At 57.0% G+C, this 23,424-nt stretch carries 24 protein-coding genes; 12 read left to right on the top strand and 12 right to left on the bottom strand.

What is annotated here, in order from left to right; all coding sequences use genetic code 11:
• Window positions 1-9: 9 nt before the first annotated feature.
• Window positions 10-702 carry a FadR/GntR family transcriptional regulator gene (locus tag RRU01S_RS17475; RefSeq protein ID WP_045231576.1) on the bottom strand — a complete coding sequence of 231 codons (693 nt, stop codon included), beginning with the start codon at window positions 700-702 and terminating at the stop codon, window positions 10-12.
• Between the two features lie 154 nt (window positions 703-856).
• On the opposite strand from RRU01S_RS17475, the gene RRU01S_RS17470 reads away from it, so the two are divergent.
• The 7 genes from RRU01S_RS17470 to RRU01S_RS17440 all read left to right on the top strand — a co-directional run bounded on the left by RRU01S_RS17470 (window position 857) and on the right by RRU01S_RS17440 (window position 7,375).
• The gene (locus RRU01S_RS17470; RefSeq protein ID WP_045231575.1) at window positions 857-1,654 is read left to right on the top strand and encodes an ABC transporter substrate-binding protein; all 798 of its coding nucleotides are present in this window, start codon (window positions 857-859) and stop codon (window positions 1,652-1,654) included.
• A 64-nt stretch (window positions 1,655-1,718) separates the two neighbouring features.
• On the top strand, window positions 1,719-2,390 hold the full coding sequence (locus tag RRU01S_RS17465; protein WP_045231574.1) for an amino acid ABC transporter permease: 672 nt from the start codon (window positions 1,719-1,721) through the stop codon (window positions 2,388-2,390).
• Complete coding sequence (locus RRU01S_RS17460; protein WP_045231573.1) at window positions 2,390-3,139, top strand: amino acid ABC transporter ATP-binding protein; 750 nt, start codon at window positions 2,390-2,392, stop codon at window positions 3,137-3,139. Before RRU01S_RS17465 ends, RRU01S_RS17460 begins: the two co-directional genes overlap by 1 nt.
• A 29-nt stretch (window positions 3,140-3,168) precedes the next feature.
• Window positions 3,169-4,434 (top strand): cysteine desulfurase-like protein, encoded by a 1,266-nt coding sequence (locus RRU01S_RS17455; protein WP_045231572.1) that lies wholly within the window; start codon window positions 3,169-3,171, stop codon window positions 4,432-4,434.
• Window positions 4,435-4,463: 29 nt separating this feature from the next.
• Entirely contained in the window at window positions 4,464-5,885 is a 1,422-nt protein-coding gene (gene hydA / locus RRU01S_RS17450) for a dihydropyrimidinase (RefSeq protein WP_045231660.1), read from the top strand.
• A gap of 222 nt (window positions 5,886-6,107) precedes the next feature.
• A complete protein-coding gene (locus RRU01S_RS17445) occupies window positions 6,108-6,620 on the top strand; it encodes a DUF4334 domain-containing protein (protein ID WP_209806569.1) in 513 nt (170 codons plus the stop codon).
• Window positions 6,617-7,375 (top strand): SDR family NAD(P)-dependent oxidoreductase, encoded by a 759-nt coding sequence (locus RRU01S_RS17440; RefSeq protein ID WP_045231570.1) that lies wholly within the window; start codon window positions 6,617-6,619, stop codon window positions 7,373-7,375. The genes RRU01S_RS17445 and RRU01S_RS17440 overlap by 4 nt, the downstream gene beginning before the upstream one ends.
• Before the next feature lie 81 nt (window positions 7,376-7,456).
• On the opposite strand, the gene RRU01S_RS17435 is transcribed toward RRU01S_RS17440, so the two are convergent.
• Window positions 7,457-9,928: a glycoside hydrolase family 3 C-terminal domain-containing protein gene (locus tag RRU01S_RS17435; RefSeq protein WP_045231569.1), complete on the bottom strand. Its 2,472-nt coding sequence runs from the start codon at window positions 9,926-9,928 to the stop codon at window positions 7,457-7,459.
• 74 nt (window positions 9,929-10,002) lie between these two features.
• The gene (locus RRU01S_RS17430; RefSeq protein ID WP_045231568.1) at window positions 10,003-11,286 is read right to left on the bottom strand and encodes an MFS transporter; all 1,284 of its coding nucleotides are present in this window, start codon (window positions 11,284-11,286) and stop codon (window positions 10,003-10,005) included.
• Between the two features lie 197 nt (window positions 11,287-11,483).
• Between RRU01S_RS17430 and RRU01S_RS17425 the strand changes: the two genes are divergently transcribed.
• Window positions 11,484-12,125, top strand: a complete 642-nt coding sequence (locus RRU01S_RS17425; RefSeq protein ID WP_234936187.1) for a TetR/AcrR family transcriptional regulator — start codon at window positions 11,484-11,486, stop codon at window positions 12,123-12,125.
• Between the two features lie 8 nt (window positions 12,126-12,133).
• Here the strand turns inward: RRU01S_RS17425 and RRU01S_RS17420 are convergent, their stop codons facing one another.
• From RRU01S_RS17420 to RRU01S_RS17395, 6 genes are all read right to left on the bottom strand, one after another.
• Window positions 12,134-12,691 (bottom strand): hemerythrin domain-containing protein, encoded by a 558-nt coding sequence (locus tag RRU01S_RS17420; RefSeq protein WP_045231567.1) that lies wholly within the window; start codon window positions 12,689-12,691, stop codon window positions 12,134-12,136.
• Window positions 12,692-12,887: 196 nt separating this feature from the next.
• Entirely contained in the window at window positions 12,888-13,613 is a 726-nt protein-coding gene (locus tag RRU01S_RS17415; RefSeq protein ID WP_045231566.1) for a ribonuclease activity regulator RraA, read from the bottom strand.
• Between the two features lie 18 nt (window positions 13,614-13,631).
• Entirely contained in the window at window positions 13,632-15,368 is a 1,737-nt protein-coding gene (araD, locus tag RRU01S_RS17410; protein WP_045231565.1) for an L-arabinonate dehydratase, read from the bottom strand.
• 40 nt (window positions 15,369-15,408) lie between these two features.
• Window positions 15,409-16,278 carry an ABC transporter permease gene (locus RRU01S_RS17405; RefSeq protein ID WP_045231564.1) on the bottom strand — a complete coding sequence of 290 codons (870 nt, stop codon included), beginning with the start codon at window positions 16,276-16,278 and terminating at the stop codon, window positions 15,409-15,411.
• A gap of 4 nt (window positions 16,279-16,282) precedes the next feature.
• Window positions 16,283-17,101 (bottom strand): ABC transporter ATP-binding protein, encoded by an 819-nt coding sequence (locus tag RRU01S_RS17400; RefSeq protein ID WP_045231563.1) that lies wholly within the window; start codon window positions 17,099-17,101, stop codon window positions 16,283-16,285.
• A gap of 60 nt (window positions 17,102-17,161) precedes the next feature.
• Window positions 17,162-18,166 carry an ABC transporter substrate-binding protein gene (locus RRU01S_RS17395; protein ID WP_045231562.1) on the bottom strand — a complete coding sequence of 335 codons (1,005 nt, stop codon included), beginning with the start codon at window positions 18,164-18,166 and terminating at the stop codon, window positions 17,162-17,164.
• Window positions 18,167-18,310: 144 nt separating this feature from the next.
• On the opposite strand from RRU01S_RS17395, the gene RRU01S_RS17390 reads away from it, so the two are divergent.
• Window positions 18,311-19,000, top strand: coding sequence for a GntR family transcriptional regulator (locus tag RRU01S_RS17390; RefSeq protein WP_045231561.1), 690 nt, complete (start codon window positions 18,311-18,313; stop codon window positions 18,998-19,000).
• Window positions 19,001-19,138: 138 nt separating this feature from the next.
• The gene (locus RRU01S_RS17385) at window positions 19,139-19,447 is read left to right on the top strand and encodes a hypothetical protein (protein ID WP_045231560.1); all 309 of its coding nucleotides are present in this window, start codon (window positions 19,139-19,141) and stop codon (window positions 19,445-19,447) included.
• Between the two features lie 45 nt (window positions 19,448-19,492).
• Here the strand turns inward: RRU01S_RS17385 and RRU01S_RS17380 are convergent, their stop codons facing one another.
• Window positions 19,493-19,861: a response regulator gene (locus tag RRU01S_RS17380; RefSeq protein ID WP_045231559.1), complete on the bottom strand. Its 369-nt coding sequence runs from the start codon at window positions 19,859-19,861 to the stop codon at window positions 19,493-19,495.
• Window positions 19,862-19,929: 68 nt separating this feature from the next.
• The gene (locus tag RRU01S_RS17375) at window positions 19,930-20,367 is read right to left on the bottom strand and encodes an Lrp/AsnC family transcriptional regulator (protein ID WP_045231658.1); all 438 of its coding nucleotides are present in this window, start codon (window positions 20,365-20,367) and stop codon (window positions 19,930-19,932) included.
• A 126-nt stretch (window positions 20,368-20,493) separates the two neighbouring features.
• Between RRU01S_RS17375 and rocF the strand changes: the two genes are divergently transcribed.
• Together rocF and ocd are read left to right on the top strand one after the other, a co-directional pair.
• Window positions 20,494-21,414, top strand: a complete 921-nt coding sequence (gene rocF, locus RRU01S_RS17370; protein ID WP_045231558.1) for an arginase — start codon at window positions 20,494-20,496, stop codon at window positions 21,412-21,414.
• A gap of 10 nt (window positions 21,415-21,424) precedes the next feature.
• Entirely contained in the window at window positions 21,425-22,501 is a 1,077-nt protein-coding gene (gene ocd, locus RRU01S_RS17365) for an ornithine cyclodeaminase (RefSeq protein ID WP_045231557.1), read from the top strand.
• Here ocd and RRU01S_RS17360 read toward each other — a convergent pair.
• Window positions 22,496-23,380: a DMT family transporter gene (locus RRU01S_RS17360; protein WP_045231556.1), complete on the bottom strand. Its 885-nt coding sequence runs from the start codon at window positions 23,378-23,380 to the stop codon at window positions 22,496-22,498. The two genes, ocd and RRU01S_RS17360, sit on opposite strands and share 6 nt — an antisense overlap.
• Window positions 23,381-23,424: the final 44 nt, after the last annotated feature.

Genomic DNA, 23,424 nt, shown 5'->3' with positions numbered 1-23,424 from the left:
CGATGGCGATCAGGGCTGTAAGCCTGCACACCGTGCGGTATTGCGGATATGCGTTTCCATTTCGCTGCGCGCCAAAGCGGCGTCATTGGCTTTGAGAGCCGCGATAATGCGACGGTGTTCTGCAATGGATTGCCGCATTCTTTCCGGGTCGGTGATCGGGATTGGCTGGCGCTGCGTTTCTGTGACTTGATCCCTCACGGTCTGATAGAGTGCTTTCAGCATGGTGTTGGAGCAGGCAGACACGATGGTGCCGTGAAACTCCAGATCGGCATCGACATTAGCGAGCAAATCCTGATTGGCCCAGCAATCTTCCATGGTCTTGGTCGCCTTTTCCATTTTCTCCAGCTGTGTCTGGGAGAGTCGCCCAGCGGAGAGACGCGCGATTTCGCCCTCCAGCAGAATGCGGGTCTGGAAGACATCGAAGACAGAATAGCTTTCCGAATAACGCCAAGGTGCCATGCCCGATTGGCCAGCCGCTCCATCACCAGCAGCCACGAATGTCCCGCGTCCAGCTTCTGTTTTCAAAAGGCCTAGCGTTTCCAGGGTCAGCAGTGCTTCGCGTAACGACGCCCGGCTGATGCCGAATTTCTGAGAGAACTCGCGTTGCGATGGGATTTTCTCGCCTGCCTTCAATTGCCCGGCCTGAATCATGGCCTGGATTTCGCGGGCAACCGATTGTGGCACAAGCGTTTTGTTGAGCATTCGATCCCTGTTCCTGAAAGCCGCCCCGGCCCTTCCGATATATTTTTTAAGTAACATCTTGCAAAGCATAAAAGCGCGTGCTTGTTTGGCCGGACTGGTCTGACCAGTTAGACCAACGTAGATTGGCTTAAAACATAAAACAAGGGGTTCTCGCATGCACCACGTTTCGCGCATCAAAAGCACACTTCTCGCAGGGCTCGTCTCAGCGCTTGGTGTGTTCAACGTTCAGGCTGCCGATCTGACAGTTGGTGCCAATATCGGCAACGTTCCATGGGAATTCGAAGACGCCAGCGGCAAGGTGACTGGCTTTGAAGTCGATCTCGTCAACGAAATCGCCAAGCGCCTCGGCAAGACGGTCGAATTTGTTAACACGCCGTTCAACGGTCTGTTTCCTGCCGTCCAGTCCGGCCGCATCAACATGGCCATCTCGTCGATCACCATCACCGAAAAGCGCTTGGCATCCGTTACCTTTGCCCAGCCTTATTATGACAGTGACCAGTCTTTGACGGTGACAGCCGCCTCCGGCATCACCAGTCTCAAGGGCATGGGCGGCAAGGTCGTCGGCGTCGATACCGGATCGACCGGCGATATGTGGGCCGAAGCCCATAAGGCCGAATACAAGCTTGGCGAAATCCGCAAGTTCGAAGGCTTGCAGCCTGCCATGCTCGATCTCGTGGCTGGCCGAGTCGATGGCTATATCTCCGACATTCCGGCCCTGCTGTATTACGCCAAGGACAAGCCGGAGTTAAAGGTTGTCGAGCGCATTCCGACGGGTGAAAAATACTCAATCATGTTCAACAAGGGCGACCCTCTGGCCACCGAAGTCAATAAGGTCATCACCACACTCAAGGGCGAGGGCTTCATCGCCAAGCTGCATGAGACATGGTTCGGCGCAAAGGCCGAGGACACGACCTCGACGGTTGCCGTTCTCGACATGCCGAAGGCCAAGTAAGGCTTGAACCGCATCCGGCGGGACCAATCGCGTCCCGCCAGATTGCCAAGGGAGCCTCTCCGGCATGAACCTCATCAACACTTTCTTCAATGTTCCCGTGTTTCTCAACAGCCTGCCGCAGCTGCTTTGGGGTCTGGTCGTCACGATCCAGATCGGCGTCACCAGCATTCTTTGCGGCCTTGTAGGTGGTTTGTTTCTGGCAGTGGCACGCCTTTATGCACCCGCATTCTTCAAACTGCTGATCCGTGGCTATATCGATATCTTCCGGTCGATCCCGCTGCTGGTGCTGCTGATCGTCGTCTACTACGCGCTGCCCTTCGTCGGCATCCGGCTGTCGCCATTTCTTTCTGCTGTTACGGCACTGTCGTTGGTCTCCGCCGCCTATACAGCCGAAATCTTTCGCGCAGGCATCGAGGCTGTGCCCAACGGGCAGTTCGAGGCATCCGCGGCACTTGGCCTCTCCAACCGCAACACGATGGTCGATATCATTCTGCCGCAGGCGATCCGCATCGTCATTCCACCGCTGACCAACAATTGCATCAATGTCATGAAGGATACGGCCCTCGCTTCGGTCGTTGCGATGCCGGACCTGTTGAAACAGGCAACGCAAGCACAGGCGCTGAATGCGAACCCGACGCCGCTGATTGGAGCCGCCCTTATCTATATCGCGTTGCTCTGGCCGATGGTTGCCGTCGTGGCGCGTCTTGAAAAACACTTCAGCCGGGGGAGGCGTTGATGGAAAAGACCGCGCCCCCCCTCATCTCCATACGTGGGCTGACCAAGGCCTATGGCACCTTCACCGTGCTCCACGGCATCGATCTCGATGTCGCCGAAGGCGAAGTCGTCTGCGTTATCGGCCCCTCTGGCTCCGGCAAATCGACGCTTATCCGCTGCATCAACCATCTGGAAGCCTTTTCGCCGGACAGCACCATTACGGTGGACGGCATCCGTGTGGCACCCGGCCCGGCGCTTGCAAAAGTGCGGGCTGAAGTCGGCATGGTGTTCCAGTCGTTCAATCTTTTTCCGCATATGACGGTTCTGAGAAACGTCATGATAGCGCCCATGCGGGTGCGCAAGACGCCCGAAGCGGAGGCTGAACGCAAGGCGCGCGAGCTTCTGGCCCGCGTCGGCATTTCCGAGCAGGCGGAGAAATTTCCCGGCCAGCTCTCAGGCGGCCAGCAGCAGCGTGTGGCCATTGCCCGGGCGCTGGCTATGGAGCCACGCGTGCTGCTGTTCGATGAGCCGACATCCGCGCTCGATCCTGAGATGGTCGGAGAGGTGCTGGATGTCATGCGCAAGCTGGCCGGCACCGGTGTGACCATGGTGATCGTTACGCACGAGATGGGCTTTGCCCGCCAGGTGGCTGACCGCGTCATTTTCATGGATGGCGGAAAGCTGGTCGAATCCGGTACGCCAGCGGAAATTTTCGATAGCCCACAAGAGGCCAGAACGCGCGGATTTCTTCGCGCCGTCCTCAACCATTAAACAAAAATACCATTCGGGAGACATCAGGGATGACCACCACTTCACCGCTCAACCTCGATTATGTGCGCAGCCAGTTTCCGGGGCTTTCACTCGGCTGGACATATTTCGACAATGCCGGCGGATCGCAGATCCTCAAAGGCGCGCTGGAGCGCATCAATACGTTTCTGATCGAAAAAAACGTGCAGATTGGCGGCTCCTACGAGGTTTCACAAAGTGCGGCCAATGCGCTCTATGAGGCAAGAACTGCGGCCATGCATCTGGTCAACGCGTCGAGACCGGAAGAAATCGTGTTCGGCAACTCCACCACGGCACTACTGCAAAATCTTGCGCGTGCCATGCAGAGCCAATTGTCTGCAGGCGATGAAATCATCGTCACCGTCAGCGACCACGAATCCAACATAGGCCCCTGGGACCGGTTGCAGGATGCAGGCATCACGCTCAAATTCTGGCCGCTGAACAAGGAAACACTGACGCTCGATCTGGCCGACCTCGCACCATTGATGAGCGAACGCACCAAGATGGTCTGCATCACCCATGTCTCCAACATTCTCGGCTCGATCAATCCGATCCGTGAGATCGCCGATTTCGTCCATGCGCGTGGCGCAAAGATTTGCGTCGACGCCGTGGCCTATGCTCCGCACCGCGCTGTCGATGTGCAGGCGTTCGATGTCGATTATTACGTCTTCAGCCTCTACAAGACCTATGGTCCGCATTATGCGCTGATGTACGGCAAATACGATCTGCTGATCGAGCTCGACACGCTTTACCATTATTTTTACGGCAAGGACAAAGTGCCGGGCAAGCTGGAACCGGGCAACCCGAACTACGAGCTGGCCTATTCCACCTGCGGCATTGTCGATTACCTAACGACACTGGGTGAGCAGGCTGGCGAGACCGGCTCGGTGCGCCAGAAAATCGAGGCGGCCTTTACAGCCATCACGGCGCAGGAAAACCTTCTGACGGAACGGCTGCTGAGTTACCTGCGCTCCCGCAACGATTGCCGGATCGTTGGGCAGGTCTCCAACCAAGATGAGACACGCGTTCCGACGATTGCCTTCCGCTTCGATGATCGCGAGGCCGGTGAGCTTTGCAAGGCAATGGACGGCGAAAACATCGCAATGCGCTTTGGGGATTTCCATTCGAGACGGCTTGCCGAATATCTCGACCTGACCGACCATGGCGGCATGTTGCGTGTCTCCATGGTGCATTACAACACGCTGGAAGAGGTCGATCGCTTCACGGCAGTGCTTGACCGTATCCTATCCGGCGATGCGGGATTTGCGAAAGCAAGCTGAGCTGTGAACGAACAGAAGGACATGGAATGATGCGTTTCGATACGGTGATCAAGCACGGAACCGTGGTGACGGCAAGCGATACCTTCGTCAGCGATGTCGGCATCAAGGATGGTCGCATCGTAGCGCTGGCCGCTGAGCTGACCGATGCCGGCGAGGTGATCGACGCCACCGGCCTCTTCGTTCTGCCCGGCGGTATCGACAGTCATGTCCATCTCGACCAGCCCTCCGGTGATGGCATCGTCATGGCCGATGATTTCGATAGCGGCACGCGTTCGGCCGCCATCGGCGGCAACAGCACGGTTCTGGCGTTCTGCATGCAGGAAAAGGGACAGTCACTGCGAGAGGCTCTGAAAGTCTATCACGCAAAGGCCGAAGGCAAGTGCCATGTCGACGTTTCCTTTCACCTCGTCATCACCGATCCCACGGCAGAGGTGCTGGGACAGGAACTACCTGCGCTGGTCGAGGATGGCTATACCTCGCTGAAGGTCTTCATGACCTATGAAGGCTTGCGGCTGCGCGACGACGAAATCCTAGCAACGCTGGATACGGCGCGCCGCACTGGTGCGCTCGTTATGGTCCATTGCGAAAACGAAGATGCCATCCGCTATCTTATCGGTCGCCATGAGGAAGACGGTAAATTCGAACCCAAATACCACGCGACGACGCGGCCCATCGCCGCCGAGCGCGAGGCGACGCACCGGGCGCTGTCATTGGCCGAAATCGTCGATGTCCCCATCGTCATCGTTCACGTATCAAACCGCGAGGCGATGGAGGAAATACGCCGGGCACGACAGCGTGGTCAGAAGATTGCCGGCGAAACCTGCCCGCAATATCTGATGCTGACCGCCGATGATCTCGACCAGAGCGAGATGGAAGGTGCCAAATATGTCTGCTCCCCGCCACCACGAGACAAGGCCAGCCAGGACGCCTGCTGGGAGGGGCTGGAACAGGGCGTGTTCGGCCTGTTCTCCTCCGATCATTGCCCGTTCCGTTTCGATGATCCCGAGGGAAAACTGAACGAGAAAGGCAAGCGGCATTTCCGCTGGATTCCAAACGGCATACCCGGCGTTGCGACACGTCTGCCGATCCTGTTTTCCGAAGGTGTGATGAAGGGCCGTATCGACATCAACCAGTTCGTTGCCGTGACCTCCACCAACCACGCCAAACTCTATGGCCTCTATCCGCGCAAAGGCACGATCGCCGTTGGGGCGGATGCGGATATAGCCTTGTGGGACCCGAACAAGCGCGTCACCCTTACCAACGACATGCTGCACCATGGCGCGGATTACACGCCTTACGAGGGGCTTGATATCCGTGGCTGGCCAGTACGCCTGCTCTTGCGCGGCAATACCATCGTGGAAGATGGACATTTCGCTCAGCAGATGGGGCAGGGTGGTTATCTGCGCCGCGATCGCTCATCTCTCACACGCAAGCATGCCAACCCCGTTTGATGGGTTCGGGCGCGGAGCCGGGCATAGATAAGACACAATCACAGATGGAGGCTATCCGCGCATGTCTTTAGGCATTCCGCGGACTTGATCGTGTGCTTGCAGCGCGCTACAGACTGTTTTTATTGAAATATTTTCCCGTCACTGGAAATTTGAAGGTGGCGGCATATATGTTATTTTTAGATATGACAGGACCGATATATACACATGATTGCAGATATAATTTTGAAACGAACAGCAACGCCTGACCAGATATTGCAGGCTTTCGACGCACTTCAGGCGACGAATATCGATTTCATGATCGGTCGTTGGCGTGGGTTTGAAATTCGCACCGGTCACGGCCTTGACGGACTTCTGGAGCCCAGCGGCTGGTACGGGAAAGTGTTTGAAAGTGCCGAAGCCGTTCATCCCCTGATGTTTTATGGATCCGGCAAGAACAGCCTTTATGCTGTTGATCCCATGCTCGTGCCACTGTCTGCACCTCTGCCGCGGTCTTCGGCCCTCGGCTATGCCATGAAAATCCTGCGGCCCGTGCTGCAAACGAGATTGCCCAAGGCCCGGTTGCGCATGATCGAGTATCGAGGCCGGTCCACGGCGACCATGGCCTATGACAGCAAGCCGATCTTCGATCATTTCGCGCGCATCGACGACCAGCGGGTTCTCGGCATCATGGATCTCAAAGGAATGCCAGGCCCCTACGCGTTTTGCCTAGAACGCGACAATACTCCAATGACATGACTGGCGTTACACTCATCACCGGCGGTGCCAGTGGCATCGGGCGTCTGCACGTATTGCGCCTGGCCGAAAAAGGAAAGACCGTCGCCATTGTCGACCTGAATGAAGACGGGCTTTCGGAGGTCAGTGGACAGCATTCCAGCATCAAGGCTTTTTCCTGTGACGTAACCGATCACGATGCGCTGGCACAAACGGTTGCGGACATTGAGCAGACTTTGGGTGAGATCGAAAGTCTCATCGTCTGTGCGGCCATCATGCCGGGCGGCGAGCTTGCAAAAACAGACCCTGCAAAGATCGTCAAAGTCATGCAGATCAATTATGGCGGCATGGTCAATGCAACCAGCATTGTGCTGGCGAAAATGCTGCCGCGCGCTCGCGGCGACATCATCATCTACGGATCGACGGCGGGTATCGTTCCTATCGATCGGTTCGGTGCCTATGGCGCGACGAAGGCCGCCGTCAATCATTATGCCAAAGTGCTGATCAGCGAAAACCGCAACAAAGGCATCCGATTTCAACTTGTTTGCCCGCCCGCGGTCGACACGCCACTCATCTCGCAGGCGGCGTCCGATGGCCCCGGTATCTTGCAAAATGGCCGAACAGCGATATCGCAGATGGTCACGCCGGAGGTTGTCGTTGACTCAGTGGAGCGTGCTCTGGAAGCGGGTCGTGAGGTGAATTACCCCGGCCGTGGCAAGTTGATCGAACTGGCCTATCGCGCGTTCCCGAGCATTGTGCGCCGGGTTTCCAACAGTTGATTGTTTTGGGACCGTCTCAGCCGGCATAGCGATGGAACGCTGTGCCGACTGATCTGTTTAGATTATGCTCGCGCTATCTCCTTAAATGGAGACGTTGCCCACTTTGCCCAACCATAGTGCAGGGTTGGTGATTGCGATGCGGCTGCGGATATCGCCAGCATTGGCGGCAAGCACCAGCTCATAGTCACCAGCGTCCGAGCGGAACGCCTTTGCCTCGACATCGAAGAAGCTCAGGTCGCGCACTGACACCTTCATGACAGCGGTTTTCGTCTCGCCGGGCTCAAGTTCAAGCTTGGTAAACGCCCGCAATTCCTTTTCCGGTCGTGACACGGTGGAACCCAGTGTTCGCACGTAAAGCTGCACGACGTCGGAGCCCTTGCGTGCGCCGGTATTCGTCACATCGAGCGTGACAGTGATGCCGTCTTCGCCCATCTGCGTTGACGATGCCTTGGCTTCACCCCACGCAAATTGCGTATATCCCAGACCGAAACCGAACGGGAAGAGTGGCTCCACGCCGTGGCTGTCATGGTGGCGATAGCCAACGAATACGCCTTCGTCATAGCGCACATGGCCGTCCTGTCCGGGGTAAACAAGCGGATTGTCGGTGATGGCGGAATTGTCTGAAAGCGACTTCGGGAAAGTCTGTGGCAGGCGTCCACCGGGCTCGACATCGCCGAACAGCACATCGGCGACTGCGTTTCCGAGTTCCTGGCCCGGATACCACATTTGCAGAACCGCTTGAACCTTGTCCAGCCAAGACATTTCCACAGGGCCACCGGTTTGCAGCACGACGACCGTGTTTGTGTTGACGGCTGCGATCTTTTCGATCAGCTCTTCCTGTCGACCGGGAAGACGCATATCGGGCAAATCGAGGCCCTCGGTGTCCCACTGGCCATCACGACCAACGAAGACAAGAGCAACATCACAAGCCGCCGCCTTGGCAACGGCTTCCTCTATGGCTGCATCGCCCAGTGGCTTTTCGACACCGAAGCGAATCGCCGTCAGGTGAATGCCATCGGTCGTATCAGCTGGCGAGCAATATTCGATGATGATGGTGTAGCTGCGCCCGGCCTCCAGCTGCAGCGCGTGGCGCTGTTCGGTGTTGGCGGTGCCGAAATAATTGTCGCCCGGTGTCCAGTCGTCGTAACCATTGACCACCAGCTCGCCATCGACATAGAGCTTCGCAAGGCCGGCATTGGTCATCCCGAAGACATGCTCGCCGCTATCGGAGGGCACGAAGCTTGCGATGATCCGTGCGGAGAAGTTTGCCGGATCGAGCTCCGGTGAGGGCAGGTCGAACCAGAAGAACTCGCCTTTGGTGGCAGGCTCGCTATGAACCGGCCCACCTTCCAGCTGTCGGCCCTTGAAATAGTCGACATGCATATCACCCGCAAACACATTGATGAGGCGGTTGTTGTTGCATCCGGCAGCGTGATGCACGCTGTTGGCGTTGGAAAGCGCTGCCTTGATACCCTGAAGCGGGCTGACGGTGTAATGCGCTGCAATTTGGGCACTGCCACCGCCCATGACGCGCGCTTCGGCAGCATTGGGGCCTAGAACCGCGATGCTGTCCAGCGTTGTCTTGGCCAGTGGCAGTACGCCATTGTTTTTCAACAATACAGCCCCTTCGGCACCGATCTGGCGGATAAGGGCGCGGTCTTCGGGCAGATCGAGCGAGCTTTCGGTCAGATCAGGAGCCGTCTCGAATGCGCCGACGCGTTCCAGTAGGGTTAGAATGCGGCGTGCCGCTTCACGCACGGTTTCGGCTTTTACCTCGCCATTCTCAACAGCATTGACCAGCTTTTCACCACGGTCACGGCTTGGGCCCGGCATTTCCAGGTCAAGCCCGGCATTGACGGTGGCAGCGGTTGAATGAGAGCCGAACCAGTCGGACATCACAATGCCGTCGAAGCCCCATTCCTTGCGCAAAACATCTGATAGCAGCCACTCGTGTTCGCTGGTATAGGTGCCGTTGAGACGATTGTACGATGACATCACCGCCATCACACCCGCCTTTTTCACCGCGTGTTCAAACGGCAGCAGATAGATTTCGCGCAGGCTGCGCTCGTCAATATCCGAAGACATCGTCTGGCGCTCGATTTCGGACTCGTTGCCGGCGAAATGCTTGATTGTCGCCGCGATACCCTTGCTCTGCACACCCTGAATATAGGCAACTGCAAGTGCTGCCGTCAGCAGCGGGTCTTCCGAATAGCACTCGAAATTGCGACCGTTGAGGCCCGAACGATGAATGTTGACGGTGGGTGCCAGCAGAACCGATGCGCCCTTGCTTTTCGCCTGGCCTGCGAGTGCCACGCCCATGCGCTCGACCAGCTCAGGGTTCCAGGTGGCACCCAGCGCGATGGCCACTGGAAAACAGGTGGCCTTGACGCCGGCGACCAGCGATCCGGCGCCCCGCGCGCCGTTCGGTCCGTCCGTAACTTTGATTTTGGGAACGCCAAGGCGCTCGACCGGTACGGTTGTCCAGAAATCGGCACCGGCCAGCAGCGAAACCTGCTCTTCAAGCGTCATCTGGTTCAGGATATTCTCGATCATACGAGCCTCCGATATTATGTGTTTTGTGAAGAAAAGACGCGCCATCTCTCAGCGATGGCGCGTTCGATGTCGTATCAGCGAACCCCGCGCACGGGTGCGATGGCCAGCGCACCGAGGAAGGCGCAGACGGCTGCCACGGCATAGAGAACGCCATAGTTCTGGCCACCTGTGTTGCCGATGGCCAGCAGGAAGGGCGCGACGGCGGGTGCGATGGATTGCGGAACGGCATTGGCGATGTTGAGAACCCCAAGGTTTCTCGCCGCATGGGTTTCCCGGTCCGGCAGGATATCCACGACCAGCGCCTGATCGACGGCCATATAGACGCCAAAGCCGACAGAGGTGACCGCGATGCCGCTATAGAACATGGTCAGATCGCTTGCGAAAACGATCACAACGATACCAAGTGCATAGGTCATGGCCGCAATCAGAACGAAGGCCTTGCGGCGGCCGATGCGATCGGAAACGTAACCGGATACGAAGGACGAACCGACAACGCAGATGGCGGTGATCAGCGTAGAGATGAACATGATGTCGCCGATATCGGCTTCAGCAATCTTCAGATGGTCCATCAGGTAATAGACCTGATAGGATGTTAGAACCGCAAACCCAAAGAAAACCAGAAAGCGGCTGAGCCAGGCATAACCGAAATCCGGATGCTTGATCGGGTTGACCCAGAAACTGCCCATCAGCTCGGAGAAACCCGGAAGAATGGCCTCAGGCGCATCGGTCAGGGGGCGATCCTCGATTACCAGAACAAAGACGAGAACCGACACAAGGCCAATGGCTGTGGGCACGAGAAACATTGCGTTGCTGGTCGTGCCCGTCAAGGCGAGAATGGCACTGCCGATCAGAAGAGCAATATAGATCGACATGCCCGCAAGGGCTGAAACGAGGCCGCGTTGATGTTCCGGCACCTGGTCCGGCACAGTGGCGACGAGTGCTGCCAGCATGGCGTTATACGCCGTCTGGATCACGCACCAGGCGATGCCGATAACGATGAGGCTGGACGTATAGGCCATGAAAATTTGCGCCAGACTGCCGACGATCACGCCACCGACCAACCAGGGTTTACGCCGCCCGAAGCGCGAGCGTGTGCGGTCGGAAAGCTGACCGAAAATGGGGTTTGCCAAAAGCGCAAACAGCGCACCAAGGCCCAAAATGGTGCCAAGGCTTGCCCCTTTGCCAACCGGATCGAGTGTGTTGACGCGAATGGCCAATGTCATGGCGACCGGCGTCATGACGGCCGTGAAAAAGCCGACACTGGCAAGTCCGTAGGTGAGAATGAAAGGTAGGCCAACCGATGTCTGGACCGTTTTACCGGACGAACCGGTGGCAATAGCTGGTGCTGTAATACTCATATTTAAAACCTCCACCGCAATAATTTCACAACAACGTCGTCCCCCGCCGAACTTCGTGTTAAACCTACCGACTACTCGGTAATTCAGATTAGTCAATGTTTTTGTGCTCTGAATGTGTGGAGAGGAGGCGCATATCGCAGATGGTCGAAATGGAAATTTGCGCTAAAAGACATGGAAATATGGGGTAGGGAGCGCCTATGAACGACGACATGAACGCAAGCGTTTCTTTAGACGCTGCAACGCCTCGGCGCAGAAAATCGCCCAAGGGCGCGGCGCGGCGCGAGGCCATTTTGGCAGCTGCCATGCAACATTTCGCAAAAGACGGCTATCAAAGCGCATCCTTTGCATCCATTGCCCTCGATGTCGGTTTGTCCTTGCCGGGCCTTCTCCATTATTTCCCGACAAAGGTCGATCTGCTGCTTGCTGTTTTAGAGAAGCGGGATATCGATAATGCACCGCATGTCGGAGAAGATTATCTCGACTGGCACAAAGTGCTGCATGGCCTTGTCGGCGTCGCTGAGACCAACCAGACGATACCGAATGTCGTTCAGGCCTTTGCCGTCCTGAACGCAGAAAGCCTCACCGCCGATCATCCGGCGAGCGCCTGGTTCGCGTCACGCGTCGGCACGTTGAAGAAAAACCTCGTCGGCTGTCTGCAAAAGGGAATTGCAGACGGCGAGATCAGGCCCGAGACCGATCCCCATTCCATCGCCGCCGAGTTGATCAGCATGATGGACGGTCTTCAGATGCTCTGGCTGAGATCACCCGAAGAGTTCGATATGGTCACGGTTTTTTCCAATTATATCAAGCGTCTGATCGACGCAATCGAACTTCGTTGAGATATTGGCTATAGCGCGTTGTAATAACCCAAGGCTTCTTCCAGTTCGGTCTGCTCATATCCAAAATGTGAGCGGACGACCTGATCAAGCAGAACGAAGGTTTCCCTCGCTTGTGAAAAGGTCTCCGGTTCTGGCTGTGTGCGGATCGCAGCGGCATCTTCGGCCAGCTCGACAAGCAATTCGTGGATGACGACGTGTTCTTCGCCAAGCCGCTCGATCACGCGCTTCAAGCCATCGCTTCCGTTCTGGTGAAGGATGGGAAATATCTGCCGGTCTTCTGCCGTGTGGTGATAGTTCAGATATTCACATTCTCGCCCGCACAGATTTCCGAACTTTGCGTAATTGCTCATCATCTCAAGTGAGGCGATTTTGTCCGCAAGCTGGTCGCTGCCCGCCTGTCCAGCCTCGACCTTTTCCATCACCGCTTTCGTTTCGTCGATGGCTTCGAGGTGCATCTTGTGTATGAGCGCAAGTCTTTTGCCGGCGATGCGATCTGCTGGCGTGGCACCAGGAATAGCTGGGGCTTTCGGCCTTGCGCTGTCGTTGAGAAGATCAAATATATTCATGAAAATTCTTGCCTGTGACGGCGGCCATCAATGCGAAGATCGCAACTAGGCCGCACTTAATGCCTGCAGCAAGACCATTTAACATTGCATAGGTCAAGACGGCTCGCAGTGATGTGGTGGGCGAGAGCGGCGATCAATCCGCCGCTCTCGCAAGATAATCATCGTCGCCCACACATCTGAACAGACAGCGTCTCGCCTATTTCCCGGTCTTTTCGCGCCATGCTTCGTAGCGCTTCTGGTACTCGTCCTTGGTGCAGGGGTATAGACCGATGATGGCCTCACCGGCATTCACCTGTTCTAGAACGAATGCCTCGTAGCTTTCCATGCTTGTGCATTCTTCGGCGATTTCCTCTGCCAGATGAGCTGGAACGACCATGACTCCATCATTGTCACCGACGAGAACATCGCCAGGAAAGACGGCGACATCACCGCACGAGATCGGCACGTTGATGTCCATCGCTTCGTGCAGTGTAAGGTTAGTGGGGGCTGATGGCTTGGCGTAATAGGAAGGCATGGCCAGCGCACCGATCCCTTCGGCATCGCGAAAGCCGCCATCGGTCACGACACCGGCGGCACCGCGAAGCGCCAGTCGCGTGATCAGGATCGAGCCTGCGGTGGCAGCGCGCGCATCTTTGCGGCTATCCATGACCAACACGTGGCCCGCCGGGCATGTTTCGATGGCAACGCGTTGCGGGTGGTCTGCATTGCGGAACACGGTAATCGGGTTGCGGTCTTCGCGTGCTACGATGTAACGCAACGTGAAAGCCTGGCCAACCATAACCTCGGTTTTCGGCGCAACCGGCACAACGCCTTGAATGAACTGGTTGCGCAAACCGCGTTTGAACAGGGCGGTGGCGATCGAGGCGGTGGAAATTTTCTTGAACTTCTGGCGTGTGGCTTCGCTCAATACATAATCGGTCATAGCAGTCTCTTTCCTGGTTCAATAAATATCCGGTTCGCCAGCGGTCTTTCCGAAGCTGGTTTCCAGAAAATCGAAGTCGCAGCCCTGATCGGCCTGAGTGACATGGCGGGAGAACATCCAGCCATAACCGCGCTGAAATCGTGGCTCAGGCGCGATCCACGCGGCTTTACGCTTCGCAAGCTCGTCTTCGCTGACCAGCATGTCGAGGGTGCGATTGGGCAGGTCGAGGCGAATGGTGTCGCCGTTTTTGAGAAGTGCCAGCGGGCCGCCGACAAAGCTTTCGGGCGACACATGCAGCACGCAGGCACCGTAGGAGGTGCCGGACATGCGTGCATCGGAAATGCGCAACATGTCGCGGTGCCCTTTCTTGATCAGGGCTTTGGGAATGGGCAGCATGCCCCATTCGGGAAAGCCAGGCCCGCCTTGCGGCCCAGCATTGCGCAAGACGAGAACGTGTTCCGGCGTCACATCGAGGTTCTCGTCGTCGATGGCCTTTTTCATCTCGGGATAGCTGTCGAACACCATCGCCGGTCCTTCGTGCACATGGTATTTCGGGTCGCAGGCCGCAGGCTTGATGACTCCCCCATTGGGGCAAAGATTGCCGCGCAGAACGGCAAGTGATCCCTCATGATAGACCGGGTTGGACAACGGGCGGATGACATCGTCATTGTAGACTATCGCGCCCTCCAGGTTTTCGCCCATGGTCTTGCCGGTTACCGTCAGTGCCGAGAGCTCCAGACGATCCTCGATCTGTTTCATCAATGCCCGCAACCCACCGGCATAGAAGAAATCCTCCATCAGGTAGTCTTTGCCAGATGGGCGAACATTGGCGATCAGTGGCGTGACGCGACCCAGCGCATCGAGATCATCCAGCGTCAGATCGACCCCAGCGCGCCGCGCCATGGCAATCAGATGCACGACGGCATTGGTGGAACACCCTGTCGCCATAGCCACGATGGCGGCGTTGCGACAGGCAGCCTCTGTCACGATGCGGTCCGGCGTCAGGTCTTCCCAGACCATCTCCACAATGCGCCGGCCGCAATCGGCACCCATGCGCTGGTGGTTGGCGTCCACGGCCGGAATGGAGGATGCACCGGGAAGTGTCAGGCCCATGGCATCGGCAATCGCCGTCATGGTGGAGGCGGTGCCCATCGTCATGCAGGTGCCAGCGGACCGCGCAATGCCGCCTTGCACGCCCAGCCATTCCTCGTCGGAAATGTTTCCAGCGCGGCGTTCGTCCCAATATTTCCAGGCGTCCGAACCGGAGCCCAAAATCTTGCCCGCATAATTGCCACGCAACATCGGCCCAGCCGGCAGGTAGATCATCGGTACGCCTGCGGAAATGGCTCCCATCACCAGCCCCGGCGTGGTTTTGTCGCAACCACCCATCAGCACCACGCCATCCAGCGGGTGGGAGCGGATCATCTCTTCCGTCTCCATCGCCAGCATGTTGCGGTAAAGCATGGAGGTCGGCTTGGTGAAGCTTTCGTCAACGGACAGCGATGGCATCTGCACCGGAAAACCGCCCGCTTGCATGACGCCGCGTTTGACGTCCTGCACCCGTTCCTTGAAATGAGCGTGGCAGGTGTTGAGCTCCGACCATGTGTCGAGCACGCCGATGATCGGCTTTCCGGCAAAATCCTCTTCGGAATACCCAAGCTGCATCATGCGTGAACGGTGTCCAAAGGAGCGCAGATCATCTGGCGCAAACCAGCGCGCGCTCCTCAGGGTTTCAGGTGTTTTTCTGTCTGTCATGGCATGTGACCTAATTGCGAGGCGTGAAGGCAGCGACAGGCTATTCCTTCATGCCCCATTTCTGGATGGTGTGGCGTTCAAGCGTTTGGAAAACGAGGTTTTCAACGATCAAGCCGATGATGATGACGGTAAGAAGGCCAGCAAAGACGGCGGGAATATCCAGCAGGTTGCGGTTTTCAAAAATGAACCATCCAAGCCCACCTTGGCCTGACGAGACACCGAAAACCAGTTCGGCGGCAATCAGTGTGCGCCAAGCAAATGCCCAGCCAATCTTCAAGCCTGTAAGGATGGACGGGAAGGCGGCGGGAACGAGAATGCGCAGCACATAGGATATGCCGGTCAATCCATAGTTGGCGCCGACCATGCGAAGCGTTCGGGACACACCGAGAAAACCGGAATGGGTGTTGAGCGCAACGGCCCATAGAACCGAATGGATCAGCACGAAGACAAGGCTGGAAGCGCCCAGACCAAACCAGATCAGCGCCAGCGGTAACAGGGATATGGCGGGCAGGGGGTTGAACATCGCCGTCATCGTCTCAAGAAAATCGGTACCGATGCGGGTGTTGATCGCTAGCACGGTCAACAATGCGGCGAGCACGGTACCGGCGGCATAACCCATGAAGAGGATCTTGAGCGTCGTCCAGATACGAGCTGGCAGCGTACCGTCGGCAAAGCGGTCGATCAGTGTGAGGATCGTGTCGCTCAGGGTTGGAAAAAGCAAGGGGTTGTCGAGATAAGAGGCATAGACCTGCCAGATGATGGCAAGCGTCAGGATCAGAAGCGTCTTGCGCAGCGCGCCTATTCCCCACAGTGTTTCGAAGGCGCTCAGCTTTTGCTCGACGGCTTTGACATTGTCATAGGGCTTGGTGGCCTCCACATCGGAGGCAAGAATGATGTTTGTGGACAACATTGTGCTATTCCTTGTGATCGGGCTCATGGGAAAACAGAAGATTGTGAATGTCGCGCTCAAGCGCTGCAGCACTTCCATCTTCGTGACTGACCTTGTCGACATCCACGACTTCTGCCTTCACCCGGCCGGGATGCGGAGACAAAAGCAGAATACGGTTGGAAATCTTGATCGCTTCGGCAATCGAGTGGGTCACGAAGATGACGGTGAACTTGGTATCTTCCCACAGTTGAAGCAACTCGTCCTGCATCTGACGGCGGGTGAGGGCATCCAGCGCAGCAAACGGTTCGTCCATCAGCAAAATATCCGGTTGCATGGCCATGCCACGGGCGATGGCCACGCGCTGTTTCATACCGCCCGACAGAGTGTGTGGATAACTGTCGACCGCACGCGTCAGCTTGACCTTGTCGATATATTGACGCGCCAGTGCCTCGGCTTCGTCTTTCGGTAGTTTGCGCGCGACCAAGAGTGGGAACATCACGTTTTCCAGAACGGTCTTCCACGGCATCAACTGGTCGAATTCCTGAAAGACCATCATCCGGTCAGGCCCCGGACATTTCACCTGCCGGCCATTGATGTGAATGGTGCCCGCCGCGGGCGTCATATACCCACCGACGGCTTTCAGCAGCGTAGACTTGCCGCAACCGGATGGCCCCAACAGCACGAAGCGGTCGGATTCGCGAACTGTGAAGCTCACATCTTCGGTGGCGGTGATCAGAAGATTGGGTGTCTTGTAGCGCAGCGTGACCTGATCGACGGATAGAAGAGGCGCCTTTTGTTGTGCCTGTGCGACCGGTTCGGTGGTGGCGACTTTTGCCTGCAGCATGAAATTTCTCCGTAAAAGGAGCAGCGGCGGTGGCGCCGCTGCGGTTTCATTTTTCGCCAGTCAGTTACCGTTGAGGTAAGCGCTGTCGGGCAGGTAATAATCGGTCCAGGCGGCAGGCATGGTTTTCAACACGCCTACCTTGTGCAGGTGCTCGGCAAATTTCATCGTGCCTTGCGGATCCGTGCGCCATTCGTCCATGCCGGGCTCCTTGAGCATGGCCATGAGGTCGTCGAGGCTCGTCTTGTCACCCGACACGCTCTTGTAGGCTTCAAGGGCAGTTTTCGGGTCTTTCTTGATAAAAGCAACCGCTTCTTCCGTTGCGGTGCGCAGTGCTTTCACAAGTTTCGGATTGGCTTCGGCAAACTGTGTGGTCGTGAAAAACGTCGCCTGCGTCAGTCCGCCACCAAGAATTTCGCGCGAATCCGTGACCTTGTGAACGCCCTGCTGCTTCAACTCCAGATACTGGAAGGGCGGCGCGGAGAAGTGGCTTTTCACTTCATGGCTTGGATTGGCGATAGCAGCGACAGCATCGGGATGACCAAGCTGAACAGTGTTGGGATCGAATTTCTTGACCTGGTCATCACCGAACATCTTGGCTGCCGCGATCTGAAGCAGGATGGCCTGTGTGGACACTCCAACCGTCGGAACCGCGATCTTATCGGTCGGCTGGATGTCCGCAAGCGTTTTGATTCGCGGATCGTTCGACACCATGATCACTGGTTGGGCCGAGCTGGTAATGATCCCCTTCACCCGGCCTCGGGTACGATCCCATAGGAGAAGCAGATTGCCGGTGCCGGTATTGACGACATCGACATTACCGGCCAGCAGCGCGTCGGTCTGAGCGCCGCCACCGCTAAAGGTGCGCCATTCGACCTTCGTATCCGAAAGACCCTCGGCCGCTGCCTGCTTTTCAATGAGTTTCTGCGTCTCCATCACATGGCTGGCAAGATAAAGAATGCCGGGCTGTCTGGTGATCGAAAGCGTGGTCTTTTCCTGTGCCTGGCCTGTCGCGGCAAGCCCGAGCACGACAGCCAGGGCTGTGATGCCACCGATAAATAAGCGCATGTTTTCCTCCCAAGGATAAAGAGCTTTTGCAGCTCCGCCCGCTTCACTCCCAAAGCGAATAATTCATTGAAGCACTAAAACATCAGTGCATCAACCCTCAATCTGTGATTTAATGAGAACACAAGAACGACGGTGGGGAAATGCATGGTTGGAATGATCAGAGGCGGGCAGTTGGATCGATCACGACAGGTGGCGCTTCAAATCCACGAAATTCTGCGCGAACGCATCCTCAAAGTTGAACTGGTGCCGGGAACGGTTCTGTCGCGGGCGTCGCTGCAAATGGAATTCGGTGTGAGCCAGACGCCCGTGCGGGACGCGCTCATGCGGTTGCAGGAAGAAGGGATTGTAGATGTCTATCCGCAATATGCGACTGTGGTTGCGAAGATCGACATCGACCATGCACGGCAAGCTCAGTTTCTCCGGCTTTCCATCGAGCTCGAAGCGATCAAGCGACTGACGGAAGAGGCCCCTGCGCAGACAGCTTCGGAGCTTGGCGAGATATTGACGCGGCAAAAGGCCGTCGTCTCTCCTGAAACCTACGACATCTTCGACAATATCGACCGGGAGTTTCATCGAAAGCTGTATGAGAAAACGGGCATTTTACAGCTCTGGACGAATGTCCGGCGCCAAAGCGTCCATCTTGACCGATTGCGGCGGTTGAACCTGCCTATGCCTGGCAAGTTGCAGACTGTCATTTCCGATCATGAGGTTATCGTAGCGGCAATCTCGTCCGGTAATCCGGCAGCAGCACAAGACGCACTCCGGCGACACCTGTCCGGTACCTTGTCGATCGCAGATGTCATAAGTGCCACTTTTCCGAGCTATGTTGAGTAGACCTGACGGTGAGCAATACAAAACGCTCCCCAAGTTCTGCCTGTCAGACGACGCATGTCGATTTGATGCTCCCGCGTTGAAACCTGTGCGGCCCCGCGTCGTTTGCTAAAGTAGCTTATGATAACAGGAGAGAACGTCATGGCAGACAACAGCACCAACACCATCCGTGCCACCTTTGGCACGCGGGCCGCTGCGGACCTTGCGGTCGAGCATCTCGTCCAGCAACACGGTGTGTCGCGACCGGATATTTTCATCCAGTCCACGACAGCGAAAAACACAGTCGGCTCAAAGCCATCCGGCGGTGATGTGTCACAGACCGAGGGCGTGCGTGACGACGCACCGCTGGAGGGTGAAATCGAAGTTTCTGCCGATGTGTCTGGTAGCCAGTTCGCTGCCGTCCAGCGCAGTCTTGGCGAAGCGGGTGCCATCCGCGTTACCGGCAAATGAAAAAAGGGACCGGCGTCAGCCGGTTTCCTTTCCACAGTTGTTGGATCAGCGCCCAACGGCTTGCAGCGTCGTAATCAGTTCTTGTGCATCATAGGGCTTCAGGAGCCGTGGCGTGCTTGCGAACTCCTCGGGCATCGAAATATTGTTGCTGCCCGTTACAAAAACGAATGGTTTGCCGTGTTTGGCCAGGAGTTCCGCAGCCGGAAAAATCAACTCTCCACCCAAATTGATGTCGAGGATTGCGGCATCCACGGGAAAACCGGGATCGGAAAGCACTTCCATTGCACGGGTCACGTCCGATATCGGCCCTAAAACCCGGGCACCTGCGTCTTCCAGCGTCATCATCAGATCGGATGCGACGAGGTACTCGTCTTCGACAACGAGATATTGGCGTCCTTCAAGTGCGAGCGGCATGATGTTTCCTCCGTCGTCTAAACTAGCAACGCGGTGGAAAGTTCTGCGCCACCGTAAGGATTTTGTCGTCACAGACGTGCGCGGGTCGAGCGCGGCGTCGAGAGCAGCAAGCTTGTCTCGCTTCCGGTGATGCCGGGAACGAGACGGATACGGCGCAAAACGGAATCGAACTCGGACAAGGTCGAGGCGCTGAGTTCTGCAATGAGATCCCATCGGCCGTTGGTGGTGTGTACCTCCGACACCTCTGGAAATCCGCCCAGCGCACGGATGACCTTTTCGGTCACATGGCCCTGAATCTCGATCATCATGATGCCGCGCACAGCCTCCTCGACAGCGTCCGCTCGCAAGATGACGGTGAAACCTAAAATGGCGTTGCTCTGCTCCAATCGCTCGATCCGCGCGCGCACCGTCGCCCGAGAAGAACCTGTTTCAATCGCCAAGTCAGAGATGCTGCGGCGGCCATTGTGACGCAACAGCGTGATCAATTTCGTGTCCAGATCGTCCATCATCTATCGCTTTGGTTATTGAAGCTATCAAAATGATAGATGGAGCTATCAAAATTGCCAATATTGGTTGTTCAATTGGCCGCATCACTATGATTGTATCACATAGATCAATTGGGAGATGGATGGATGGACTGCACGCTGATCGGAGTGCCCCTGCAAATTGGTGCCGGGCAACTGGGTTGTGAGATGGGGCCAAGTGCGTTGCGGATCGCCGGGCTGAAAACCGCCTTGGAGGAACTAGGGCACAAGGTCGTCGATGTCGGCAACGTCGCACCAGCCCGGTTTCTGGACCTCAATCACCCCAATCCGGTCGTGCATCATCTCGATGAAACCGTCGCGTGGACAGAGGCGCTGAGCGAGGTCGCATACCGCGAAAGCGAAAATGCCATGCCGATATTTTTAGGCGGCGATCATGCGCTTTCCGCAGGTAGCGTTGTTGGAGTCGCGAAGCGTGCGGCTGAAAACAACCGGCCCCTCTTCGTCTTATGGCTGGATGCACACACGGATTATCACACCCTGGAGACCACCCGCAGCGGCAACCTGCATGGCACGCCCGTCGCCTATTACAGCGGCCGCGAAGGATTCGACGGCTACTTTCCACCCGTCCCTCATCCGGTCGATCCCGCCAATATCTGCATGATCGGCATTCGCAGCGTCGATCCTGCCGAGAGTGCAGCGCTTGGGCAAACCGGCGTTACGATCCACGATATGCGGATGATCGACGAACACGGCGTGGGCGTTTTGCTGCGTGCCTTTCTGGAGCGCGTGGCAGCGGCGGGTGGCCTTCTGCATGTCAGTCTCGATGTGGATTTTCTCGATCCCTCCATCGCACCGGCGGTCGGTACCACCGTCCCCGGTGGCGCAACGTTCCGCGAGGCGCATCTGGTGATGGAGATGCTGTGCGACAGCGGGCTGGTCTCCAGTCTCGATCTGGTCGAACTCAATCCATTCCTCGATGAACGTGGCAGGACGGCCCGTCTGATGGTGGATCTGACCGCAAGCCTGATGGGCAAGCGCGTGCTGGACCGACCAACGAGAGCAGGGTGAGGGCGCCGACATGACATCTCATCATCACCTCAATACGGTCCCTTTCGTCAGCGTCGATCACATGATGAAGCTGGTTCTGACCGTGGGCATCGATACCTTTCTGCGAGAACTGGCCGACGTCATCCAAGAAGATTTCCGGCGCTGGGACACATTCGACAAGACGCCGCGCATTGCCTCCCACTCCCATGATGGCGTCATTGAGCTGATGCCGACGAGCGACGGCACGCTTTACGGCTTCAAATATGTCAATGGTCATCCGAAGAATACGCGGGACGGCCGCCAGACGGTCACGGCTTTCGGCGTGTTGTCGGATGTCGGCAATGGTTACCCCATGCTGCTGTCGGAGATGACCATCCTGACCGCCTTGAGAACTGCAGCAACCTCGGCTGTCGCTGCCAAATATCTTGCCCGAAAAGATGCGCGCTCTATGGCGATGATCGGCAATGGTGCGCAGAGCGAATTTCAAGCGCGCGCCTTCAAGGCCATTCTTGGTGTAGACACCCTGCGGCTTTTCGATATCGATCCCGCCGCCAGTTTGAGATGCCAGCGCAATCTTGAAGGTCTTGGCTTTGCCATTGAGATTTGCGACAGCGCCGAGCATGCCGTCGAAGGTGCAGACATCATCACCACCGTCACTGCCGACAAGCAATGTGCCACGATCCTCACGGACAACATGGTCGGTCCCGGTGTGCATATCAACGCTATCGGCGGAGATTGCCCCGGCAAGACCGAACTGCACCGTGATATTCTGCTGCGCTCGGATGTTTTCGTGGAATACCCGCCGCAAACCCGGATCGAAGGCGAGATTCAGCAATTGGATGCCGCCCACCCGGTCACCGAACTTTGGCAGGTTATGGTAGGCTCTGCCAGCGGTCGAACATCGGATGGCCAGATTACGCTGTTCGACAGTGTCGGCTTCGCCATCGAAGACTTTTCCGCGTTGCGCTACGTCAGATCGAAGCTGGAAGCCACCGGCCTTTACGAAGACCTCGATCTGCTGGCCGATCCCGACGAGCCGCGCGATCTCTACGGCATGTTGCTGCGGTGCGAGGCGTCGTTACAGGCGCAACCCGGCTTGGCATTATAGCCCCATTTGACGGTTCTTGCGGGCCACCATTTGCTCGCGCCAGATGGTAAACAGGCCCGCAGCCACCACGATGGCCGCGCCGATGATCATATTCGTCGTCAGGATTTCGCCAAAGAGCGTGATGCCGACGATGGAGACCAGAACGAGCTGATAATAGGAAAACGGTTGGACCGATGCCGCATCGGCCAGTTCGAAGGCGCGGATCAGCATATAGTGGCCGGACATGCCGGTTACACACAGCGCCGCCATCCAGCCCCAATCGCCCGGTGCCATGTTAACCCAGTAAAACGGACCGATGAACGTTAGCGCAATCGCCCCGGGGACGCCGGTGTAGAAAAAGCTGGTCATCGCCGGATCTTTGCGGCTGGCGAGCCGCGTCATCACGCCGTAAAGCGCAAGTAGCACGGCGGCGGCGAATGTAATCAACAGCGTCGCGTCAAAGCCGTTATCGTCCGGCTTGAGAATCACGAGCACGCCCAAACAGCCCACCAGAATGGCCGACCACCGCCGCCAACCCACCTTTTCGTTGAGGATCGGCACAGAAAGTGCCGCCACGATCAGCGGCACCGACGCGAAGATCGAATGCGTATGGGCAAGGCCCACGAGCGAAAACGAGAAGATGGATAAGACGATCTGAACCGCCAGAACCACACCACGGCTTGCCTGAAGCCACGGCCGGTCTGTCGATATGGCTTGGCGGATGCCACCGTTCGATCTCATGGCAAGAATGATGACGAAAATGGCGAACGCCCAGTAACGCAACATGGTGACGAAGACGGGCGGGTAAATTGAGCCTAGATGTTTCGATATGCCATCCTGCGCTGCAAAAATCGTAAAGGCGGCAAGCGCGTAGAGGTAACCGACGGACTGGGAGGGCATTGAAAAACTCGAATGGTAGGCAGATGGGGACAGGATGCCGTCCC

The sequence above is a fragment of the Agrobacterium rubi TR3 = NBRC 13261 genome, assembly GCF_000739935.1.
Taxonomy (GTDB): Bacteria; Pseudomonadota; Alphaproteobacteria; order Rhizobiales; family Rhizobiaceae; genus Agrobacterium; species Agrobacterium rubi.
This window is presented reverse-complemented; position numbering and strand designations above follow the sequence as displayed.

What these genes read in the sequence shown, in the direction of transcription:
- RRU01S_RS17400 (WP_045231563.1), bottom strand. Translation starts at nt 17,101, where the DNA reads ATGCTGCAGGCAAAAGTCGCCACCACCGAACCGGTCGCACAGGCACAA.
- RRU01S_RS17390 (WP_045231561.1), top strand. Translation starts at nt 18,311, where the DNA reads ATGGTTGGAATGATCAGAGGCGGGCAGTTGGATCGATCACGACAGGTG.
- RRU01S_RS17465 (WP_045231574.1), top strand. Translation starts at nt 1,719, where the DNA reads ATGAACCTCATCAACACTTTCTTCAATGTTCCCGTGTTTCTCAACAGC.
- araD (WP_045231565.1), bottom strand. Translation starts at nt 15,368, where the DNA reads ATGACAGACAGAAAAACACCTGAAACCCTGAGGAGCGCGCGCTGGTTT.
- RRU01S_RS17375 (WP_045231658.1), bottom strand. Translation starts at nt 20,367, where the DNA reads ATGGACGATCTGGACACGAAATTGATCACGCTGTTGCGTCACAATGGC.
- RRU01S_RS17460 (WP_045231573.1), top strand. Translation starts at nt 2,390, where the DNA reads ATGGAAAAGACCGCGCCCCCCCTCATCTCCATACGTGGGCTGACCAAG.
- RRU01S_RS17440 (WP_045231570.1), top strand. Translation starts at nt 6,617, where the DNA reads ATGACTGGCGTTACACTCATCACCGGCGGTGCCAGTGGCATCGGGCGT.
- hydA (WP_045231660.1), top strand. Translation starts at nt 4,464, where the DNA reads ATGCGTTTCGATACGGTGATCAAGCACGGAACCGTGGTGACGGCAAGC.
- RRU01S_RS17405 (WP_045231564.1), bottom strand. Translation starts at nt 16,278, where the DNA reads ATGTTGTCCACAAACATCATTCTTGCCTCCGATGTGGAGGCCACCAAG.
- RRU01S_RS17380 (WP_045231559.1), bottom strand. Translation starts at nt 19,861, where the DNA reads ATGCCGCTCGCACTTGAAGGACGCCAATATCTCGTTGTCGAAGACGAG.
- RRU01S_RS17430 (WP_045231568.1), bottom strand. Translation starts at nt 11,286, where the DNA reads ATGAGTATTACAGCACCAGCTATTGCCACCGGTTCGTCCGGTAAAACG.
- RRU01S_RS17415 (WP_045231566.1), bottom strand. Translation starts at nt 13,613, where the DNA reads ATGACCGATTATGTATTGAGCGAAGCCACACGCCAGAAGTTCAAGAAA.
- RRU01S_RS17385 (WP_045231560.1), top strand. Translation starts at nt 19,139, where the DNA reads ATGGCAGACAACAGCACCAACACCATCCGTGCCACCTTTGGCACGCGG.
- rocF (WP_045231558.1), top strand. Translation starts at nt 20,494, where the DNA reads ATGGACTGCACGCTGATCGGAGTGCCCCTGCAAATTGGTGCCGGGCAA.
- RRU01S_RS17395 (WP_045231562.1), bottom strand. Translation starts at nt 18,166, where the DNA reads ATGCGCTTATTTATCGGTGGCATCACAGCCCTGGCTGTCGTGCTCGGG.
- RRU01S_RS17435 (WP_045231569.1), bottom strand. Translation starts at nt 9,928, where the DNA reads ATGATCGAGAATATCCTGAACCAGATGACGCTTGAAGAGCAGGTTTCG.
- ocd (WP_045231557.1), top strand. Translation starts at nt 21,425, where the DNA reads ATGACATCTCATCATCACCTCAATACGGTCCCTTTCGTCAGCGTCGAT.
- RRU01S_RS17360 (WP_045231556.1), bottom strand. Translation starts at nt 23,380, where the DNA reads ATGCCCTCCCAGTCCGTCGGTTACCTCTACGCGCTTGCCGCCTTTACG.
- RRU01S_RS17475 (WP_045231576.1), bottom strand. Translation starts at nt 702, where the DNA reads ATGCTCAACAAAACGCTTGTGCCACAATCGGTTGCCCGCGAAATCCAG.
- RRU01S_RS17470 (WP_045231575.1), top strand. Translation starts at nt 857, where the DNA reads ATGCACCACGTTTCGCGCATCAAAAGCACACTTCTCGCAGGGCTCGTC.
- RRU01S_RS17425 (WP_234936187.1), top strand. Translation starts at nt 11,484, where the DNA reads ATGAACGACGACATGAACGCAAGCGTTTCTTTAGACGCTGCAACGCCT.
- RRU01S_RS17455 (WP_045231572.1), top strand. Translation starts at nt 3,169, where the DNA reads ATGACCACCACTTCACCGCTCAACCTCGATTATGTGCGCAGCCAGTTT.
- RRU01S_RS17420 (WP_045231567.1), bottom strand. Translation starts at nt 12,691, where the DNA reads ATGAATATATTTGATCTTCTCAACGACAGCGCAAGGCCGAAAGCCCCA.